Annotated in this window: 7 protein-coding genes; 1 reads left to right on the top strand and 6 read right to left on the bottom strand. The window is 60.5% G+C overall.

All coding sequences use genetic code 11. The features are described 5' to 3' along the window. Positions 1-138: 138 nt before the first annotated feature. Complete coding sequence (locus ABCW43_RS09230; protein WP_345923456.1) at positions 139-1,293, bottom strand: ABC transporter substrate-binding protein; 1,155 nt, start codon at positions 1,291-1,293, stop codon at positions 139-141. 442 nt (positions 1,294-1,735) lie between these two features. On the opposite strand from ABCW43_RS09230, the gene ABCW43_RS09225 reads away from it, so the two are divergent. Beyond that, on the top strand, positions 1,736-2,533 hold the full coding sequence (locus ABCW43_RS09225) for a transglutaminase-like cysteine peptidase (RefSeq protein WP_345923454.1): 798 nt from the start codon (positions 1,736-1,738) through the stop codon (positions 2,531-2,533). 40 nt (positions 2,534-2,573) lie between these two features. Here ABCW43_RS09225 and ABCW43_RS09220 read toward each other — a convergent pair whose 3' ends face one another. The 5 genes from ABCW43_RS09220 to ABCW43_RS09200 all read right to left on the bottom strand — a co-directional run bounded on the left by ABCW43_RS09220 (position 2,574) and on the right by ABCW43_RS09200 (position 18,757). Continuing rightward, on the bottom strand, positions 2,574-3,203 hold the full coding sequence (locus ABCW43_RS09220) for a ribbon-helix-helix domain-containing protein (protein WP_345923452.1): 630 nt from the start codon (positions 3,201-3,203) through the stop codon (positions 2,574-2,576). A gap of 29 nt (positions 3,204-3,232) precedes the next feature. Beyond that, the gene (locus ABCW43_RS09215) at positions 3,233-4,483 is read right to left on the bottom strand and encodes an HlyD family type I secretion periplasmic adaptor subunit (RefSeq protein WP_345925385.1); all 1,251 of its coding nucleotides are present in this window, start codon (positions 4,481-4,483) and stop codon (positions 3,233-3,235) included. A gap of 38 nt (positions 4,484-4,521) precedes the next feature. Next, positions 4,522-6,678 (bottom strand): type I secretion system permease/ATPase, encoded by a 2,157-nt coding sequence (locus tag ABCW43_RS09210; protein ID WP_345923450.1) that lies wholly within the window; start codon positions 6,676-6,678, stop codon positions 4,522-4,524. A gap of 18 nt (positions 6,679-6,696) precedes the next feature. After that, complete coding sequence (locus ABCW43_RS09205; RefSeq protein ID WP_345923448.1) at positions 6,697-8,136, bottom strand: TolC family outer membrane protein; 1,440 nt, start codon at positions 8,134-8,136, stop codon at positions 6,697-6,699. A gap of 430 nt (positions 8,137-8,566) precedes the next feature. Further along, positions 8,567-18,757: a DUF5801 repeats-in-toxin domain-containing protein gene (locus tag ABCW43_RS09200; RefSeq protein WP_345923446.1), complete on the bottom strand. Its 10,191-nt coding sequence runs from the start codon at positions 18,755-18,757 to the stop codon at positions 8,567-8,569. Positions 18,758-18,765 lie beyond the last annotated feature (8 nt).

The following is an 18,765-nucleotide window of genomic DNA, read 5'->3' as shown; positions in this document are numbered from 1 at the left end:
TCCCGGATGGGCAGGACCTGGCGCCGATGCCGGCATCAAGGCCGGTCACCGCCTGTGCCCCATCGATGCGCTCGCGCCGTTTAAACTCCACTCCTCGGCTGCGGCAGGATCTTCATCATCGGCCACGGCACCTGGTTTTTAAAAACTGACGGCCTTCGGCTCGATGGCCACCAACCGACCACCGTCGATCTTGTAGAGCCCGATCTTCCGCTCCGCCACCCCGCTCGGCGTGAACCGGAACAGGCCCGTAACACCTCGAAATCCAGTCTTCGTCGTCAGCGCTTCCGGCGTCAACGCCGTTGCACCCTTGCCTCTGACGAGGCCGGCGGCGACCGCGATACTGTCGTAACCCTCCGCGGCATAGACCGAGAGCGAACGCTTGTTGAAGCGACGATATCGCTCGCCGATCAACAGGGAGGCGTCGGGATCGACCGCTGCGATGATAACGCCATTGGCAGCCGGATCGGCATAAAGCTCTATCGGCCAATGGCTGGTTCCGACCACGGCCAGTTTTGCGAAAGAGGTCCTGACACCCTTCAGGATGGCTCCAACCGCCGCAGAATCCCCCATCAGCACCACGGCGCCGGCATCATCGAGCAGAGCCTTGTTGCGGGTAAGCAAGTCACCAGGCGGCGCGGCTGGATCATAACGAACAACGCCGATCAAGGCACCGCCGGCCTGACCGACCGCAGATCTCAAGCGCTCCTCATCGACACCGGCTATGCTATTGGGCGTCAGGACGACAACTCTCTTATGGCCGGAGGCGATGACCGCGCGCACGCCCCGTGCAACACTCGCCACCTCGTCAAACCCGAAATTGAAGACTTTCGCGCCGGTCACAGGGCTTGAAAGATTGATCAGCGGCGGACGCTGATCGGCCGGAATGGCGGCAATCGCTGCCGTCGTCGCCTGCGGCGCGTAACTGATCAGCAGGCCGGAATTTCGGGCCCTGGCCGCCGCGAGCGCCGGGGCCACGGCGGCCGGTCCCTCCGCCACGTCGATCACCTTGATCTTCATGACGCCGGCATCGTCAAGTTCGCCGATGGCAAGTGCCGCACCATCGCGTATATCGCGCGCCGCACCCTCATAGAGGCCGTTCGGCGCCTTGGTCAAAAGCACGGTGACTTCCGTCGAACCACGCCCGAATGTTTCCTCAACCACGGATGGCGGCGGCTTCAGCGCCTTGTCGTCGAGAACCTTGTCGGCAACGGACGAGGACTCGCATCCGGACAGCATGGCGGCAGCCAACAAACCCAGCAGCGATATGCGTATCGGACGCAGGCGCGTCGTCATTCGGAAGGCCTTATGAGTAACGTCGGCGAGATCTGAAGGGTAAAAAAACGAACGTCCTTGGGGCATTTCCTGGACCACTCTGCGGCCTTCTTGGTTGTGGCAATAGCATGCTATCCCAGACAAAAATCATTAACAAGCACCCACGCGGAAATATAAAATTTTATACGTTTTATCTCAAATAACTTATTTATAGATTATCTATCTTCAAAAACCAGAAATTCAGCAGCGCTTGCTAGCATCTCTCTATCAAGGGAGATAAAAAATGGCGAATAAGAAGAATACCCTGAAAGTCGCAATCGCTACAGCTCTCGCATTACCATTCATTGCTTCTATTGCGGTCTCAGCTCCAATCGCAGACCAAAAGTTCCCGATAAATACTGGAGCCGGCGTAGCGGTTATCGGAGCTCACGTCCTGGAATATCTTCCGACGCCGCTCTCCGTCATGGCTTCGCTTGCGTTCCGGAACGTACAGGTTGCCGCAGCATTTCAGACATTCAGTCAGCTCGGCTCGACGATCGCCCTGCCCGCGGCAAGACCTGCGAACGTAATCGAGGTCGCAATCAAGCCGGCCGACCTGTCTCCATCCAAGCGCGTAGAGCCGACAGCGCCCAACGGCGCCGTGTTCGATACGGTCGCCATTCCCTTCAAGCGCCTAGCCGCCTTGAAGAAGCTCGCGCCCGCCCTCGAAGAAATGGACAGCGGCACCGCGGTAAAATGCAACGGCAAGGGCTGCAGCCCCGCCTTCGCCGCCATCCAGCTCGTCGGTCTGAACACATCGCAATCGTCGATCCGCGACAAGCTCAACGCCGTCAATGCCGCGGTGAACCAGTCCATCCGCTACCGTACCGACCAGGACGCCTACAAGGTTACCGACCGTTGGAGCACCCCCCGGGAAACGCTGAGCCTCCAGCAGGGCGATTGCGAAGATTTCGCAATCCTCAAAATGGCGGCACTTCGCGCGGAAGGCATCGACCCCGACCAGATGTCGATCGTCGTCCTGTTCGACCAGAAGCGGCACTTCTACCACGCCGTCCTTTCGGTCGAAGCCGGCGGCAGGTTCTTCATCCTCGACAACATGCGCAACCAGGTTCTCCTGGATACGCAGCTTCCCGACTACATGCCGCTCTATTCGATCAAGGGAGGCAAGGGTTTCCTGCACGGCTCCCGCCGCAAGGACCAGAATGTCGCAATGGCAACGCCGCTGGAAAAGATCGCGCCCGGCGAAGGTGTAAACTTCTAAGCTCTCCGGGCCGGGATGCGGTGCGCTCCGGCCCTGGACGTCAATAACGGGAAATATAGCCGATCAGCATCGGCTTTTCGTGTGCCGGGGCAAGGGCCAGATTGATCTGGCCCTTGATGACCTGTCTGGCGCAGGAGATCGTGAAGCCGGTATTCAAGGTCTTGCCGCGGTTCATCTGCAGCGTATCCATTGCGTCTTCGATCTGCGTGTCGATCGAGAACTTCAGGGTCTTCATCAGCTGCGACGCATCCTCACCGACCAGCCGTTGCCGAAGCATGACCAGAAACGGTTCGTTGAAGAACTGCAGCCGCTTTTCGCGTGTCAAAACGACCGTCGGGGACGGCGATGCCTGAACCAGCGCACCGAGATTTTCCAGCGACGAGACTTCCTCGACCGTCGCCAGCCGCCCAAGCGCCCATTTGAGGCTGAGGACACGCAGCAGCGAGGTGAGATTGCCCCCTTCCGGCATCTGGGCCGCAGTGTACTGAACCAGGTCGCCGGTGGTTATCTTGCCGGCCGCCGACATGCGGCTGAGGCCTTCCCAATAAATCTTCTCAAGCCTGATGCCGCGGCGCTCGCCATTGCGCGCCACGACCGCGCGAAAACGCGGCTCGACTTCTTCCTTGTCGATAATCGGCAGCGGATCGCCCGCAGGTTCGATGCCGGACATTGAAAGCGCACCTGATTTCATTGGAGGCTCTAGCGTTCGGTAAGCGCATCGGAACGCGCCCGATTGATAGGCTTCATGAGATAGCTGAGGACTGTCTTGCGGCCCGTCATGATTTCGGCGGACGCAATCATGCCAGGAATGATCGGATAGGATTTGCCGTTGCGCTCCAGCTCGGACTTATTGGTCTTGACCTGGACGAGATAATAGGTCTCGCCCTTTTCCTTCTCAACGATACTGTCAGCTGAAACATTGGTCACTTCGCCGTCGAGCCCGCCGAAAATCGCGAAATCATAGGCTGTGATCTTGACGATCGCCGGTTGCCCGCGGCGGACGAACGCGACGTCGCGGGGTGATATGCGGGCTTCGATCAGCAGCGTGTCGGCCGTCGGAACGATGCCGGCAACCACACGGCCCGGATCCACATAGGCGCCGATCGTATTGACTTCGAGCGTATTGACGATGCCATCGACCGGCGAGCGAATATCCGTGCGCTTGACGCGGTCCGAAGCGCCGCGGATCGTTTCATCGATGACGGAGAGTTCCGCCAGGGCCTGCGCCTTGTCCGTCAGGGCCTGCTGGCGGATAGCCAGCGAAATTTCCCCAACCTGGAGCTTTGCTTCTTCGACGGCACCGCGAAGGCGTATCAGGCTTTCCTGGTAGACCTTGAGCTGGCCTTGCTGGTCCGTAAGCTGGCTTTCGATCGTCAGAAGCTGCGTCTGCGAGACCAGGCCCTTTTTGGCCAGAGGACCGTAAAGATCCCGCTGCCGCACCGAGGAGGCGATATTCTGTTCAAGCCGATCGATGTTGGCATTGGCTTCGCTGAGTTCGTTCTGCCGCTGCTTCATGCGCTCCTGAAGCACGTCGAACTTGTTCTTGTAACTGGCCTTGTTGGCCTGGAACAGCCGATCTTCGTTGTCGCAGACGTTCTTGGCGACCGCCAGGACATCGGCCGGACATACGAACGGCTGGTCGTATTCGCCTTTTTCTTCCATCTGCAGGCGTGCGATCTTGGCGCCGAGCGCCCTCGCCTTGGCAACGGATTCGCCGAGCGTGGATTCGGTCGTCGTATTGTTCAGCTGGACGATCAGATCGCCCTTGCGGACAACCTGGCCGACCTGAACGGCTATGTCCTGGACGACGCCGGCTTCGGACGACTGGATGATCTGCGTCTTGGAAACCGGAATGACCTTGCCTTCGCCGCGGGCGATCTCGTCGATCTCCGCAAGCGCTGCCCAGGCGAGGAACGTCGCCATGCAGGCCGCCACCAGGCCTACCAGCATGCGGGCGAAGAACGGGGGATTGTCGTGAACGCCTCTGCTCACGGCTTTGCTCCCTTGCGCTGCATCGCCTCGAGCACGGCCGCCTTCGGCCCGTCGGCAACGATGCGGCCCTTGTCGATCACCACCAGCCTGTCGCACAGTTCCAGCATGCTGAAGCGGTGCGTGGCGATCAGCAGCGTCGTCTCACGACTGAATGCGGTCGACAGCTTGGCGAGCAGATGGCGCTCGCTCGCAAGGTCCATGGCGCCCGACGGCTCGTCGAGGAACACGATCTTGGGCTTGGTCAGGAGCAGGCGGGCGATCGCCAGAGCCTGTTTCTGGCCGCTGGAGAGATTGCTGCCGCGCTCGCCGACCGGCATGTCGAAACCACGCGGATGGTTGGAAACGAACTCGTCGACGCCGGTCATGCGCGACACATGGAGCAATTCCTCGTCCGTCGCATCGGCGCGGCCGATCAGCAGGTTTTCCTTCACCGTCCCCGAGAACAGGTCGGACGATTGTCCGGCCACCGCGACCGCCGAGCGGACTTCCGACATGTGATACTGGCGGATATCGACGCCGTCGATCAGCAGGCGACCATCGGACGGCAGGAAAAGGCCGTCGAGAAGGCGGCCGAGCGTCGTCTTGCCCGAGCCGATGCGACCGATGATCCCGACCCGCTCGCCGGGAGCGACGGTTAGCGAAAGCTGGTTGATGACCTTGTAGTCAGATCCCGGATACTGAAAGGAGACGTTCTGGAAGCTGAAGCCGCCCTGCTTGATCTCGCGGTTCACGAAACCCACCGTGGACGGGCGGTCCTCCGGCTGTTCCATAATCTTGTCGAGGATCTTGAGCGACGTCATCGCCTGCCGGAAACGGGCAAGCGCCATGGCGATCTGACCAAGCGGCGCCCCCGCGCGGCCTGCCAGCATAACGGTCGCGATGATCGCGCCCATTGCCAGATGACCCTCGGAAAACTCGTAGGTGCCGGCAATCACGATCAGAACGCTGACCATCTGCTGGACAAGATTGGTGAGGTTTACGGCATTCGAGGAGACGTGCTTGATTTCCTCGCTGGTACGGCTCGAGAGCTTCATCAGCTCCTGCCAGCGACGCAGCATGCCCGCTTCGGCGCGGAGGCTCTTCACGGTCTCGATCGTCGAAATCGTCTCGACGAGCAGCGACTGACGGCGCGATGCCTCGTTGGTGGCGGCCGCCATGCGGTGGCCGATCTTGGCCTGGGCGTGCAGGCCGATCAGCACGGACAGCACCAGCGCCACCGCCGGGATCACCACAAGCCAGCCTGAAAGCATATAGATCACGATCAAGAAGATGAATACGAACGCCGTATCGATCAGCAGGCCGACCGTGTTGGACGTGAAGAACTCGCGGACGAATTCATACTGCGTGACGCGGTTGGCATATTCGCCTGTCGACAGAGGGCGCGACGCGAGCGTCGAATTCAGCACCTTGTCGAAGATCATCTGGGAAAGACGCAGATCCGCGTTTCGTCCGGCATGATCGATGAGCGCGGCGCGGGCAGTCTTCAAGAGGAAATCGAACGTGTAGGCAAGCGTGATGCCAATGGCGAGCACCCAAAGCGTCGGAAACGCCTTGTTGGGAAGCACGCGGTCGTAGACGTTCATCGTGAACAGCGGCGAGCCGAGCGCGATCAGGTTGATGAACAGCGCTGCCATGATGACGCGCATATAGGTACGCCAATAGGGAACCAGCGCCCGCAACAACCAGTGGCGGCGCTCGATTTCCCCGGCCGTGCCGACCGAAGCATTGTCGGACGCGTTCTGATAATAAAGCGTGAAGGCAAAGCCGAAGCTCGGCTTTAGCGCCACGAGTTCCTGACGCGTCAGCTTGACGGGATTTCCCGACGCCGGAACCAGGTCTGTGACATAGTTTCCATCGGCATCGGCTTCCAGCAGCGGCAGGACACCGCCGTTCTCGAAGACGATGATGGCGGGACAATCGAAATTGCCCTCGCGACACTCGCGTTCGCCATGACGGATGACTTCCAGTCCGATGCGCTGGGCCAGATGCTCGACATCGTCCAGTTCAAGAGATTCGGAAATCTCATCCGGCAATCCGGAAAACAGGACGATGTCTGACGTCGGGCGCCCGTAAAAGCTCGCAACAGACCTGAATGCAGTTTTAAATGTCCGAAACGGCGTAGTGTCTGCGTGGTCGAGCTTTACGTTGAGCATTTGGTCCTTGCCAATCCGTTACTGTCGGATCGGCGCCAGGAGATCCATGGGCATGCCAGCCTTTTGACGGGAGTCAACTTCGACATAGCCAGGATTCGTGACGCCGCCCGGGACAGCAAACTCATTCCGGGCATACGCCTCAGCCTGACCAACGGGCTTCAGCTTCATCGACTGAAGCAGGCTGCCCGATGCGGCCAAGATCTTGTATTCGGCGAAAAGCGAAGCAAATCGTGCGGTTTCCGCAAGAATGCTGGTGTTGAAACGGGTGTTCTGGGCATCCAGGACGTCGAGAAGCGAACGCTGATTGACCTTGAACTGCTCGCGATACGAGGAGACGAGGCTACCGTTCGTCGAGGACTGGCGCGCCAGGATCGTCGACAGTTCGCCGCGGCCGCTGCGCTCGTTCCATGCGGAACGAATGGATTCTTCAACCTCGCGATGGGCCTGCGCCAGACCGTAACGCTGTTCGCTGGCGCGCCGGATCTGCTCCTGCTCGCGCGCCTGGTCGATACCGCCGCGATAGAGGTTCCAGCGGGCGGTCACACCGACCTGAACGTCGTTGGTATTGCCCTGGTTGCCATCGATGTCGTTACCGACGCGCGCGCTACCCTGAAGATCGACCTTCGGGAGATAGTTGGCGCGCGAACCGCGAACGCCTGCATCCGCCGCATCGACGTCGGCATCGGCCGCGTGAATCTGCGGGCTGTTCTTCTTGGCGATGAAGATCGCGTCGTTGAGCGTCTTCGGAATGAACTTGGCGAGCGATACCGGCACCTTGACCGGACCGATCGGCTCCCCGACCGTCTTCAGGAAGCGGATCTTCGTGAGTTCCAGCTCTTCCTGGGCTTCGCGCAACCGGGCACGGGCCGCCTCGAGGCGCTCACGGCCCTGCAGACGGTCGGCGTCAGTCAGCGCACCACCCTGGATGCTGGCGCCGATATCGCCGAGAATCTGGTTGTGGGCAGCGACGTTCTGCTGGGCGATACCGACAATCTTGGACTGCAGGATATACTCAAGATAATCTTGGGTGACCTGAAGAGCCAGCGACTCGGACCGCTCAACAACGCGGAACGAAGCGCCGTCGACGCGCGATGCCTGCTGCTCGACCTGAGAGCGGCGGCTGCCGCCGTCAAACAACGTTTGAGTAATCGTCAGGCTCACATCGGAGCCTTTGAAGTTTTCGTAGTCGCGTGTCAGCGTGCCAGTACTGCTGTTTGACAGTCTACGGCGGCTTACACCTGCTTGCAAATCTATGGAAGGAAGGTAAAGACCCCGTGCTTGCCGCAACTCGAACTCGACCGCTTCACGGTTTTCTACCGCCTGCATGATCTGCGGGTTGGTCTTGAGAGTCTTTGCTACCGCTTCATCGAGCGTCATCGCGTTCGCAGGTGCGTTAAACACAACCCCCAAGGCTACGGTCGCCAGCAGCGTCGTTAAAATTCTTGTGCTCTTAAACAATCGGATGCCCCTCGCCGATTAAATCCCATGTCGGCATTCATATACTGCGGCGATTTCGTTGGGAAGTATTATCATTTCTAATTCAGCGGCCCAAGCCTGCTTCCGATATTCATCGCTCTAGGGTTAATTACCAAATGGAAACCATGCATCCATTTGTTTTTTAACAAAAAATTTATAAAGCCAACTGATTGGATGCAAAAGCAGATGATCCCCTCCCCTTTCTCAGGCGTATACATTTACCTCTTGTGTAGCCGCCGAGACACATGGAGAACTGCTGTTGCGGTGCGGGGATTACACGCGCTACACGTCCCCTAATTGTATAAATTTAGAACAGTCCTTCCTCGTCAAATTCTTTTGCAAGACATTACTTAAACAAGAAAAGGCGCTTGCGCGCCTTCTCTCCGGTTTCTGACTTGCAACACCCTTCGCTTTATACGTGCGAGATGTTCGCCGAGTGCTTGTCGTCGTCGAAGAGTATCTTGACGGCTTCCGTATGATTCTGAAGCACGGCGACATCCTTCCAGCTGTCGGTCGCGACCTGAACGCTGACGGTCGTGTCGTTACCGGCGATCGTGGTGCGAACATTCGCAGCAGCCTCTTCACCGGTTGCCTGATGACCAAGCAGGGTGTCGAGAAGCTTCGAAACATCGACCGCATCACCGTCGCTCGACTTGTAGTCGGTGATGATGTCGGCCATGTCGAGTTCGTGCAGGGCCGAAGGATCGAGCACGAACGTATCGGCGCCGGCACCGCCGGTCATCTGCGTCAGGCCCGGCATGGCGGCGAGGATATCGTCACCGTCCGTTCCGACCAGCACGTGGTCGGGAGCATCGCTGAACAGGGTGTCGAAGCCGACCTCGACGAAGGAGCCGGTCGAACCGTCGGCATAGGTGAACGAGCCTTCCGCAAACAGCGACTGGCCGTCGATATAACCTTCCGCGCTGTCGGCATCGAGCGAAATGCCGGTGATGCCATAGTCGTTCAGGCCCTTCAGCTCGCCCTCGTCGCTGACGCCATTGCCGTTCGCATCCTGCCAGACCAGCAGCTTGTCGAAGCCGGTGTCGGACGCATCGATCTTGCCGTCATGATTGACGTCAAGCGTCGAAAGCGCCGCCACACCGCCGGCATGAGCGCCACCGGCAAAGTTCGGGGTGAAGATTTCCGAACCGTTGTCGATCTTGCCATTACCGTCGACGTCAAAGGCAAGGATGCCGTCGGTCTTGGTCCAGGCGACCTGATCCTTGTGGCCATCGGCATCGATGTCGAACTTCACGCCATCTTCGACCGAGGTGAAGGTGAAGCCGTTGTGATCGAGATCAAGGATGATCGGGTCCTGACCCGCCGCTTTGACTGAGACCTGCAGTTCGTAGCTCTTACCAGTCCAATTATAGAAGGTGCCTAGACCTCCGTCGTACACACCCACCTGCAAGAAGTACGTGCCTGCGCTCAACACGGTGGAAATGTACGAGTGATTGCCTCCAGTTTCGCCAGGTGCTGCGTCGTCATCACTCAGGATCGCGTTAAATCCCCCACCAGATTTTGTAAGTCTAATAACGCTGTCAAAATTTGCGTTGTCGATGTCGAAAACAACGGCGGTATTATTCGCCGCAACCACAAGCTTGTAGTAATCAGTTTGGAAATTCGTACCTGTGGCCGAGACGCTGATTGACGGGCTTGTCGCGGCATTGCTGACGTCTGGATCGCTCGATTTAATGTAGGTGAAGCCACTCAAATCATATGCGTCGTTGGCGCTTGAATTGTTGTTGCCGTTACCGGCATTAACCGGTGTTGCATTCGCCGGCAGGGCTGGATCCGTTGCTCCGTTGATGGTGATCAACACTTCCTTGGGCGTGCCGTCCGCGGTCATGACCGTGAACTTGTCGGTCAAGGTTCCCCCGTTGTTTAGGCTATTGACGGTCGCTTTTGTATTGTCGACCGTGTAGCTCCAGTGACCCGTAGCATCCATGGTGTAGGTGCCGTAGCCGTTGGTGCTGGCGGTCGCCGTCGTCACAGCGGTCCAGGCGTCATTAGTGCCGTCGACATCGGTCGAGTTGAGATCACCGGTCACGGTGGGCGTTCCAGCGTTGGCGCTGGTCGCCTCCGTCACTGCACCCGCACTCACGCCGCTGATCACCGCGGCGTCATTGACGCCATTGATCGTGATCGTCGCCGTTGCGGTCGAGGTGCCGCCATGACCGTCGCTGATCGTGTAGGTGAAGGTATCGGTCCGGACGTCGCCGGCATGGAGCGCCTGCAGCGTCGCGGAAGACGAAGCGTTATAGCTGATCGTGCCGTCGCCGTTCAAAGTAACGATAGCACCGGCGGCACTGTTGGTCACCGAAGTGACCGTCAGGGTGTCGCCATCGGCGTCGGTGTCGTTGGCGGTCAGCAACGTGGCCGCGAACGTCTTGGTAACGTCCTCGGATATGCCGCCGTTGCCGGTCGCGCCGCCGACTTCAACAACGTAACCGACATAGTCTCCAAACTGGCCGCTCGGTGCCGTGGTATTGGCGCCGTCATTCCAAACACCGCCCGCGACAAAGAGCATCTGAGCGTGGTCTTCACCTGTTCCCCAGTTGTTGGGCTCACCGGTGCTCCAGTTTTCATAGCCCGAGGCAGTGCCATTGCTCGCGCCGCTCCAGAACGTCGTTCCGCTTTCCGGGCCGCTCACCCATTTCCAGGTGCCTTCGGTAGCGCTGTCGGAACCACCGATCCAGGCATTCTGGGCAACATACCAATTCGTCCCCAGCGTGCCTGCGCTCTGGATGAAGTTCTGCTCGCTCTGCGACGTGATGGTCGCGAGATAGCCGCCATCAGCCGCTGCAGCAGCAGCAGCCTGGGTCCAAGAATAGTTTCCGGCAACCACCTTGTAGTAGTGGCCATTCTCGGCGTTGAGCGACCAGCCCGTGCCGCTTGGAGCCGGGGTCGCGCCGCCACCGAACGACAGCGTATCGTTTACGGCAACCGGCGCATGGTTGTTGGTGATTACGGCTGCCGTTGCGGTGCTAGTGACCGTTTCGTTGAAGTTCTGACCGTCAACATAAGTGGTCCGGACTGACATCTGGTGCCCGACATCGGCGGCCGTAAGGGTATAATCCGCCGTGGTTACGCCAGTGTCGTTGCCGTCACGGAGCCAGGTGTGGACGACATTGCTCGCCGTGCCGTCAGGGTCGGAACCCAGCGTGGCACGCAGAACATCGCCGACCTTCGGATCTGTTGCCGTCTGGGTGAGATCGGTGACCGAAATCGTTGCTTGGCCATCGTTGACCGGCGTGATGCTGACGCCGATCGAACCCGTCGACACCTTGGTATCCGTGTGGACCGCAAGGTCGGACAGCGTGGCGCTGTCGAGGACGGTTGCCGAAACACTGAGATTGAAGTTTCCGGCATAATTGGCCGGAGGCGTCATCGTCAGGCCCGAAGTGTTGACCCCGGCGGCGCTGCTGATGACCCAGACCCCGCCTTCCAGCGCGCCCTGATTGAAGGTCGCACCCGCCGGGAAGCCCGACAGTTCAACCCGCGTCACCTTTTCCGACCCGTCGGTGTCACCGAGGGCGATGGTGAGGCTCAGAGCGGCTGTAGCGTCCTCGCTGCCGAGGCCGGACCCGGAAATCGTCGTGGTATCGGCGATCGGACGGACGTCGATGGTAACGGTGCCCGTGCTGGTCAAGTTTCCATCGGAAACGCCGTATTGCAGGATCGCATATCCGCTCTCGTTGGCCAGCGGCTCAAAGCGCAAGGTACCATTCTGCTCAAACGAGATGGATCCGCCCAGCTGGCCTCCAACGGTGATGCCGTTAGCGGTGAGAGGATTGCCCTCGATGTCGCTATCATTTGCGAAAAGTAGCATTCCCGAGCGTGCGGTATCTTCGTTTGTAGAGAAGTAGTCATTGACGGCCACCGGCGCATCGTTGACCGGCGTCACGGTGAAGTTGAAGGTGCCGGTGCCGGGTGCCGAGTTGTCCTCGTTGCCGTCTTCTGCCTTGACCGAGAAGGATGCGGTCGGGCCTTCCGAACCGTCGTGGGTGTAGCTGATCAGTCCGGCCTTGAGTTCGGCCGCGGTGAACGAGGTTGCCGGAGCTCCGCCATTGGTGATGACCCCGTGCAGTACGTTTGAGACCTGGAAGACCACGCCGCCGTCGACATCGTCCGGATCGGTATAGCCGAGTTCGGCGAAAGTCAGGACGTGGCTGCCGCCCTCGGCGACCACCGCAGTCAACGTGCCGGCCAAGACCGGCGCGTCATTGATGGCGATCATGTGGATGGTGGCAACCTGCGGCGTGCTATCGGAAACCCCATCATTGACCACGACAGTCAGGGTGCGATCGATCGAGGTGTCCGGATTGTCGCTGTTGTCCTGGTAGACGATGTTCTTGAGGATCGTCTCATAGGTAGCGATCGAAGCCGAACCGGTGATCGACAGCACGCCGGTGGCTGAATTGTAGCCAACGGTCAAGCCCACGGCAGCGGCGGTTGCCGTCGCGTTGAGGAAGAGCGTCTCGCTTGCTCCGTCGAGGTTGTTGGCAAGCGTCACCGTCATCGACTGCAGCGTCGAAGAGTCGACATCGGCGAGGCTTGCCTGCCAGGCGAACTGCTGCGGCGTCTGTTCCGTGGCGTTGGTCGCCGCACCGTTTCCGGCAGCCGCGCCGTTCAGGTCGACGACCGTTGCGTCGTTGGTGCCGGTGATGGCGATGGTCAGCGAGGCCGTGGAGGTCAGGCCATGGGCATCCTTCATGTCGTAGGTGAAGACTTCGTTGACGCCGGCGTTCTGGGCAAGGGCCTGGGTGTCGGCGTCATTGTTGTCCAGCGCGTAGGCATAGCTTCCGTCCGCATGGATGGTCAGCGTGCCGTAGGTGCCTGCGACCATGACGTCGCCATTGTTGCCGGGAACGGCCGTCGCCGCGCCACCGCTGAACCGGACCGAGGTGACGGTCTTGGTATCGAAGATATCGGCGTCGGTATCGTTGGCCAGCACATTGCCGGTTGCTGAAGCGTCACCGGCCGTGCCGTTGGCAATGCCGCCAGCCTCAATCACCGGATCACCCGCATTGGTGTCGGCTGTGGCATGCGGCGCATCGTTGACCAGTTCGATGGCCTGCACGGTGCCGCCGTTGCCGTTGTTCTCACCCATGAAGGTGAACTGCTCGATGTTCTTCGCCGTCGCCACGACGGTGCCGCCGCGGCTGAAGGTGAAGGTGCCGTCGGTTGCCCGGACGATGTTGTAGTCGGCCCATTTGCCGGCCAGGATCATCGTATCTATGTCGCCGCCGGTGGTGTCGTCTTCATCGGTGACGACCACCTTGGTTCCAGCGAGATTGGTCAGGTTGATGGTGTCGTCGCCGGCGCCGCCATTGATGACGATGGTCGAAGGTTCGATGGCGGTGCCGGAGAGATCGCCGACATTGATCGTGCCGCCGCCTGCATGCAGAGTAATTTCGATGCCTTCGATTTCGTCGGCCCGCACTGTCGTTCCGCCGGTGCCGCTATAGGTGACCAGCACGTCGGGCCGATCGTCGGCCGGCGCAACATTTTGCGGATCCACAAGGGTCGACTTGCCGATCGTGAAGGTGCGGCTCTCGGCATCGCCGTCGATCTTGAGGACGTCGTAGTTCGGGAAGATCGAGCCGGTTTCCGTGCCGCCGTCGATGACGTCGGCACCGCTGCCCACCTTGTAGATGATCGCGTCGTTACCCTTGCCGCCGAAAATGGTATCGGCACCGGCAGAGCCCGTAATGGTGTCATCGCCTTCACCGCCGTCCACGGTCAGGGAGACCGAGGCGTCGAGCGCACTAGCGTTGATGACGTCATTGCCGCCATTGGCTTCGATCTTCACCTCGGAGGTGCTGATCCCTGAAATGGACGGCAAGCCGCTGCCATGGATCTGCAGGAGATTGGCGTTGCCCTCGATCGTGATCGTTTCGGCGTTATCCAGCGCGCGCAGGGTGATCTTGTCGGCACCGCCCATCTGGTTGAGAATGACCGATTCGACGTTGCTGGTGGTGACGTCCACGGTGCCGTCGCCATCGACATCCACAGTGAAGCCAGTCGCGGTCGCCGAAACGACCGACTGTTCCACATTGGCGCTGCCATTGGCGATCAGAAGGTCCATCCCGCTGTCATCGTTGATGGTGTCGATGCCGTCGCCGACGGTATAGTTGAAGGTGTCGCCTCCTGCTCCGCCATTGATCGCATCGTTGCCGAGGCCGCCGGTGATATTGTCCGTGTTGTCGCCGCCGTCGATCGTATCGTCGCCCGCCCCGCCCCAGATCTCGTCGTTGCCGGCACCACCCTTGAGAAGGTCGTTGCCGCCGAGGCCGGAGATCAAGTCGTTGCCTGTGCCGCCGTTGATGATATCCGCCGAATTCGAACCGCCGAGAGTGTCATTGCCCTCGCCGCCTTCGATGGTGATCGGTCCGCCGTCCGCCGTGGAGCCGGCAGCCAGAAGAATGACGTCGTTGCCATCGGTGCCGACGATCTTTTCGACGCCGGAGAGATAACCGGGAGCCGTGCTGTAATCAGCCACGAAGCCCGATTTGCCGTCCCGCTCGAGGACGATCGTGTCAATTCCGGTACCGCCGATAACCTTGTCGGCAGTGCCGGCAAGACCGGCGATACTGACCGCCAGGAGGCTGCCATCGCCCAGCTGAATGTCGCGGGTACCGGAACCGGTGACATCCGCGCCGAGGACGAAGGTGTCGTTACCTTCGCCGCCGTCGAGAATGTCGGCGCCGAGGACGCCATCCAGATAATCGCTGCCACCATTGCCGATGAGCTTATTGGCTTCGTCGCCGCCGATGAGAACGTCGGCGGCGGAGCCGCCCATCGCATCGTTGATGCCGGTCACATTGTCGATGCCTATAATCTTGTCGGTGACAAGGGACCCGTCGGTTGCCCGGTCACCGGCGACAGTCTGTCCGAGGACGGTATGCGCGGCAGCGTCGAGATTGACGAAAACGCTGGTGGACAGGCTGGAATAGTTGATCGAGTCGATCGAGCCGGCGGCATCGACGCGAACGGTAATCGTCGAAGAGGCCGCGTCGCCGTCCGCGTCGGTTGCAGTGAAGCCGAGGGCCAGATCGAGATACTGGCTCGTCGCATTCGGAGCCGTATGGTCCAGCGGCTGAAGCAGCGAGAAGGTGTAACCGCCGGTCGCAGCATTGAGCAATGCTGTAAAGACGATATGGTCCAGCGCCGGCGGGTTGGCGGAGCCGGTGAACCCGGTAAGCACACCACCGATGACCGCGATCGTCACCGGATTGCCGTTCGAGCTGAGCGTCGTCACCGAAGCTCCGTTTTGATCCTTTGTCGCGACACTTCCCGTGAAGGAAAGCCTGCGCGCGCTGCCGGCATCCGCACCCCAGTTGAGGCCGGTCAGGGCGGCGGTGATGGTTTCCGTACCACCTTCCTCGACCGTTCCAATGGCATTGGGGCCGGCCGTCGGCACGCTATCGGTAACGGTGACGATCAGCTGGTCATGGAGCGCCACGCTGTCGCCGTCGCCATCGGTTACTGTGACCGCGGAGGAAAGGTCCAGCGCCAGCGAACCGTCGCCGTCGACGAAGGTGATCGAATGGCCATTGTTGACAGTTGTATTCTGTGATGAACCGTCACCGACAAGATCGAACTTCGTCTGGTTCGGGACATTGCCGACATTCACGTACCAGGTGGTGTGGGCGGGGATGTTGAGAACATAGTCCGTTCCACCAGGGTTATTGTTGTTCAGCGTCCAGGTGACCGCGCTGTTGCCGGAATTGCTGACGCGGATGATCACGTCGTTGTCCGGCATGCGTCCCTCGAAGGCGAGGTCGTTGCCACCGATGTCGGGCACGGCCGCATGACTGCCGACAGCGCCAAGAGCGGCAGCCGGGATCGATACGCCGCCGATGACCACGCTGTCGGTGTGGTCGAGTGGGCCGGTCTGCGCAAAGGAATAATGGCCGGTGGCGGGATCGACGCTGAAGGTGAAGATCGTGGTTGTGCCGGCTTTCGCCACCACGGCGTTGCCCACGACGGAATAGGTAAGGGCGACACCGTCGGAAGTCAGCGAAGTCAGGCTGGAGGACAGACCGGTGGTTTCGACAGAGTAGCGTTCGATGCCGTCGGCACCCGGCGACACCAGGGCGGAAAGCTCGCCGGTGATCGAACCGCCTGCAGCGCTTTCGGTGATCGCGCCTGTGCCGACCACACCGGTGGAAACCGGCGTGTCGTCGTCGGCATTGATCGTCAACGTACCATCGACATGATCGCCGTCGCCGTCGGTCACGGTGTAGGTGAGGTTGAACGACACCTCATTCTCGTTGTTACCCACCGGATGGTCGATCGCGGCGTTCTGGGTAACCGTATAGGCGCCAGTCGCCGTATCGAGCATGATCGTCATGACAGTGGTAAGACCCTGCTTGACCAGCAGGGCATCGCCATCATGCACGTAGCTGAAGCCGATGGGCGCACCCGTCGTCTTCCAAGCGATCGCCCCTCCATCGGCGCCGAAGTCGTGGGAAAGTACGCCGGCGGTGTTTGCCAGGGCCTGATCTCCCGTGCCGCCGGCATTGCCATTGGCGCCTACGACATTGTCATCGTCTACCCATACGGCGCTGTTTGCGCCAACACTCGGGCCGTCGTCGTCGAAGGCGATCTTGTCGCCGATCGAGACCGACTTGGTGACCACGTCGCCATCGTAATCGGTGGCGGTCAGAACGGCGGAGATCTTCCCTAAGAGATTGACGCCTTCATCCGAGGAGGCATTGCTCGGATGTTTCAGCGACAGATATTCCGCCACGCTGACGCGGCCGTCGTCGTCGATGGCGATCGCAAAGGCCGCCAAACCGTTGGCACCGCCGACGCGGCCGACCACGACTTCTCCCTCCAGGTACAGATAGATGTGCCCGCCGCCGGTGGTCATCAGGCCGGAATCGATGCCGTTTCCACCGTCGACCCGTAAGGTCAGTGCTGTGGAGACGTTGTCGTCCGCGCCACCCTTGACCGAGATATCGATTACATCGTCGCGGGCATAGATCGGCCCGCCGAGATCGGCATCCACGCCACGGTTGCCAACGCCGGCAAACAGGCTGCCAATGCTGCCCGCGCCGCTGTCGTCGTTCTGGAAACCGGACGTTTCGTCGATCGTCACCGTCTCATCGGTGAAGATCGCGATTTCCGGCACGTCGTCGGTGATGGTGATCGAGAACTTGCCGCCGAGGCCGACATGGTCGCCGTCGCCATCGGTCGCCTGGATCACGGCGCCGAAGTCGATGGCGGCGATCGAGCCCGATCCGCTCTTGAGGGCGGTGTTCTCGCCATTGCCCGTGACGTGGTCGAGCTGGTCGAATTGCTGGTAGGTAAATGCGCCGGTGGCGTGATCGAGGGTCAGGGAGAAGACCGGCCGGTCGCCCCAATCGATGCCGGCACCGCCGGCGACATTCACATAGGCCACCAGGGCATCGCCGATCATCGCATAGGAAAGCGTGCCACCCTTCGAGGTCAGGGCCAGCGCCTGCATCTTGGCCGTTGCATCGGCGACAAAACCGAAGCCGCCACCGGCTGCCGCGCCGTCCGCGCCGAAGGAGACAACGGAGGCGATCGAGCCGGACACGGTCGCCGCATCGCCCCCACCGATCCACGAAGGTGTCGAAGTGGAACCGTCGGCGGTTCCGTCGCCCGGATGATTGCCGGACGACAGCAGGTTGGAGATGTCGTCCTCGTCGGCCGTGAACGATACCTTCATGCCGGATGCCAGCGGGCCGTCGTCGTCGAAGGCGATCTTGTTGCCGATCGAGGCCGACTTGGTGACCACGTCGCCATCGTAATCGGTAGCGGTCAGAACGGCCGAAATCTTCCCGGAGAGATTGACGCCTTCATCCGAGGAGGCATTGTTCGGATGTTTCAGCGACAGATATTCCGCCACGCTGACGCGGCCATCGCCGTCGATGGCGATCGCGAAAGCCGCCAAACCATCGGCGCCGCCGACGCGGCCGACAACGACCTCTCCCTCCAGGTACAGATAGATGTGTGCACCATCGGTGGTCATCAGGCCGGAATTGATGCCGTTTCCACCGTCGATCCGTAAGGTCAGTGCCGTGGAGACGTTGTCGTCCGCACCATTCTTGACCGAGATATCGATTACATCGTCGCGGGCATAGATCGGTCCGCCGAGATCGGCATCCACGCCACGATTGCCAACGCCGGCGAACAGGCTGCCGATGCTGCCCGCGCCGCTGTCGTCGTTCTGGAAACCGGACGTTTCGTCGATCGTCACCGTCTCATCGGTGAAGATCGCGATTTCCGGCACGTCGTCGGTGATGGTGATCGAGAACTTGCCGCCGAGGCCGACATGGTCGCCGTCGCCATCGGTCGCCTGGATCACGGCGCCGAAGTCGATGGCGGCGATCGAGCCCGATCCGCTCTTGAGGGCGGTGTTCTCGCCATTGCCCGTGACGTGGTCGAGCTGGTCGAATTGCTGGTAGGTAAATGCGCCGGTGGCGTGATCGAGGGTCAGGGAGAAGACCGGCCGGTCGCCCCAATCGATGCCGGCACCGCCGGCGACATTCACATAGGCCACCAGGGCATCGCCGATCATCGCATAGGAAAGCGTGCCACCCTTCGAGGTCAGGGCCAGCGCCTGCATCTTGGCCG

It is taken from the genome of Neorhizobium tunisiense, from assembly GCF_039631515.1.
GTDB lineage: Bacteria > Pseudomonadota > Alphaproteobacteria > Rhizobiales > Rhizobiaceae > Neorhizobium.
Note: the sequence above shows the minus strand (reverse complement) of the source record. Positions and strands in the feature narration are given on the sequence as shown.

Excerpts from the sequence above, each read along its gene's own strand:
- ABCW43_RS09230 (WP_345923456.1), bottom strand. The coding sequence starts at position 1,293 with ATGACGACGCGCCTGCGTCCGATACGCATATCGCTGCTGGGTTTGTTG.
- ABCW43_RS09225 (WP_345923454.1), top strand. The coding sequence starts at position 1,736 with ATGGCTTCGCTTGCGTTCCGGAACGTACAGGTTGCCGCAGCATTTCAG.
- ABCW43_RS09220 (WP_345923452.1), bottom strand. The coding sequence starts at position 3,203 with ATGTCCGGCATCGAACCTGCGGGCGATCCGCTGCCGATTATCGACAAG.
- ABCW43_RS09215 (WP_345925385.1), bottom strand. The coding sequence starts at position 4,483 with ATGCTGGTAGGCCTGGTGGCGGCCTGCATGGCGACGTTCCTCGCCTGG.
- ABCW43_RS09210 (WP_345923450.1), bottom strand. The coding sequence starts at position 6,678 with ATGCTCAACGTAAAGCTCGACCACGCAGACACTACGCCGTTTCGGACA.
- ABCW43_RS09200 (WP_345923446.1), bottom strand. The coding sequence starts at position 18,757 with ATGCAGGCGCTGGCCCTGACCTCGAAGGGTGGCACGCTTTCCTATGCG.